This window comes from Peribacillus sp. YIM B13482 (assembly GCF_042787975.1).
Classification (GTDB): Bacteria; Bacillota; Bacilli; order Bacillales; family DSM-1321; genus Peribacillus; species Peribacillus simplex_A.
In genome coordinates this window covers 1-3,038 of record NZ_JBHZPF010000127.1, presented here as the reverse complement: position 1 = coordinate 3,038, position 3,038 = coordinate 1, and the positions used below count along the sequence as shown (strand labels likewise).

The window sequence follows — 3,038 nt, the reverse complement described above, 5'->3', positions numbered from 1 at the left end:
ATAAGAAGGTATTTCATTTTTTAAAAAGCGTTGGTTAAGTCCTCGATCTATTAGTATCAGTCAGCTCCACATGTCGCCACGCTTCCACCTCTGACCTATCAACCTGATCATCTTTCAGGGATCTTACTAGCTTGCGCCATGGGAAATCTCATCTTGAGGGGGGCTTCATGCTTAGATGCTTTCAGCACTTATCCCGTCCGCACGTAGCTACCCAGCTATGCCTTTGGCAAGACAACTGGTACACCAGCGGTGCGTCCATCCCGGTCCTCTCGTACTAAGGACAGCTCCTCTCAAATTTCCTGCGCCCGCGACGGATAGGGACCGAACTGTCTCACGACGTTCTGAACCCAGCTCGCGTACCGCTTTAATGGGCGAACAGCCCAACCCTTGGGACCGACTACAGCCCCAGGATGCGATGAGCCGACATCGAGGTGCCAAACCTCCCCGTCGATGTGGACTCTTGGGGGAGATAAGCCTGTTATCCCCGGGGTAGCTTTTATCCGTTGAGCGATGGCCCTTCCATGCGGAACCACCGGATCACTAAGCCCGACTTTCGTCCCTGCTCGACTTGTAGGTCTCGCAGTCAAGCTCCCTTGTGCCTTTACACTCTACGAATGATTTCCAACCATTCTGAGGGAACCTTTGGGCGCCTCCGTTACTCTTTAGGAGGCGACCGCCCCAGTCAAACTGCCCACCTGACACTGTCTCCCACCCCGATAAGGGGCGCGGGTTAGAATTTCAATACAGCCAGGGTAGTATCCCACCAACGCCTCCACCGAAGCTAGCGCTCCGGCTTCTCAGGCTCCTACCTATCCTGTACAAGCTGTACCAAAATTCAATATCAGGCTGCAGTAAAGCTCCACGGGGTCTTTCCGTCCTGTCGCGGGTAACCTGCATCTTCACAGGTACTATAATTTCACCGAGTCTCTCGTTGAGACAGTGCCCAGATCGTTACACCTTTCGTGCGGGTCGGAACTTACCCGACAAGGAATTTCGCTACCTTAGGACCGTTATAGTTACGGCCGCCGTTTACTGGGGCTTCGGTTCAAAGCTTCGCTTGCGCTAACCTCTCCCCTTAACCTTCCAGCACCGGGCAGGTGTCAGCCCCTATACTTCGCCTTGCGGCTTCGCAGAGACCTGTGTTTTTGCTAAACAGTCGCCTGGGCCTATTCACTGCGGCTTTTCCGGGCTATTCACCCTAAAAAGCACCCCTTCTCCCGAAGTTACGGGGTCATTTTGCCGAGTTCCTTAACGAGAGTTCTCTCGCACACCTTAGGATTCTCTCCTCGCCTACCTGTGTCGGTTTGCGGTACGGGCACCTTACATCTCACTAGAGGCTTTTCTTGGCAGCGTGGAATCAGGAACTTCGGTACTATATTTCCCTCGCCATCACAGCTCCGCCTTAATGGAAACGGGATTTGCCTCGTTTCCGGCCTAACTGCTTGGACGCGCATATCCAACAGCGCGCTTACCCTATCCTTCTGCGTCCCCCCATCGTTCAAACGATGTATAGGTGGTACAGGAATATCAACCTGTTGTCCATCGCCTACGCCTTTCGGCCTCGGCTTAGGTCCCGACTAACCCTGAGCGGACGAGCCTTCCTCAGGAAACCTTAGGCATTCGGTGGAAGGGATTCTCACCCTTCTTTCGCTACTCATACCGGCATTCTCACTTCTAAGCGCTCCACCAGTCCTTCCGGTCTGACTTCAACGCCCTTAGAACGCTCTCCTACCATCGACACCAAAATGGTGTCAATCCACAGCTTCGGTGATACGTTTAGCCCCGGTACATTTTCGGCGCGGAGTCACTCGACCAGTGAGCTATTACGCACTCTTTAAATGGTGGCTGCTTCTGAGCCAACATCCTGGTTGTCTAAGCAACTCCACATCCTTTTCCACTTAACGTATACTTTGGGACCTTAGCTGGTGGTCTGGGCTGTTTCCCTTTCGACTACGGATCTTATCACTCGCAGTCTGACTCCCAAGAATAAGTATTTGGCATTCGGAGTTTGACTGAATTCGGTAACCCGTTGGGGGCCCCTAGTCCAATCAGTGCTCTACCTCCAATACTCTCATCTTGAGGCTAGCCCTAAAGCTATTTCGGAGAGAACCAGCTATCTCCAGGTTCGATTGGAATTTCTCCGCTACCCACACCTCATCCCCGCACTTTTCAACGTGCGTGGGTTCGGGCCTCCATTCAGTGTTACCTGAACTTCACCCTGGACATGGGTAGATCACCTGGTTTCGGGTCTACGACCTCATACTCATTCGCCCTATTCAGACTCGCTTTCGCTGCGGCTCCGTCTTATCAACTTAACCTCGCATGAAATCGTAACTCGCCGGTTCATTCTACAAAAGGCACGCCATTACCCATTAACGGGCTTTGACTACTTGTAGGCACACGGTTTCAGGATCTATTTCACTCCCCTTCCGGGGTGCTTTTCACCTTTCCCTCACGGTACTGGTTCACTATCGGTCACTAGGGAGTATTTAGCCTTGGGAGATGGTCCTCCCTGCTTCCGACGGGATTTCTCGTGTCCCGCCGTACTCAGGATCCACTCAGGAGGGAACGAAGTTTCAACTACAGGGTTTTTACCTTCTTTGACGGACCTTTCCAGATCACTTCATTTACCCCGTTCCTTTGTAACTCCATGTTGAGTGTCCTACAACCCCAAGAGGCAAGCCTCTTGGTTTGGGCTAATTCCGTTTCGCTCGCCGCTACTCAGGAAATCGCATTTGCTTTCTCTTCCTCCGGGTACTTAGATGTTTCAGTTCCCCGGGTCTGCCTTCAGTACCCTATGTATTCAGGTAAAGATACTGTTCCATTACGAACAGTGGGTTTCCCCATTCGGAAATCTCCGGATCAAAGCTTACTTACAGCTCCCCGAAGCATATCGGTGTTAGTCCCGTCCTTCATCGGCTCCTAGTGCCAAGGCATCCACCGTGCGCCCTTTCTAACTTAACCGTTAAAAAAGATCTTACTGATGCTTTGAAAAAAATTAATTGCCTTCTATCTATTATCTAGTTTTCAAGGAACAA

The 3,038-nt window shown here is 51.7% G+C and carries 1 rRNA gene; it reads right to left on the bottom strand.

Annotation, left to right across the window (positions count from 1 at the left end):
- Positions 1-30 precede the first annotated feature (30 nt).
- Positions 31-2,964, bottom strand: a 23S ribosomal RNA gene (locus tag ACFX4L_RS25230).
- Between the last annotated feature and the right edge of the window lie 74 nt (positions 2,965-3,038).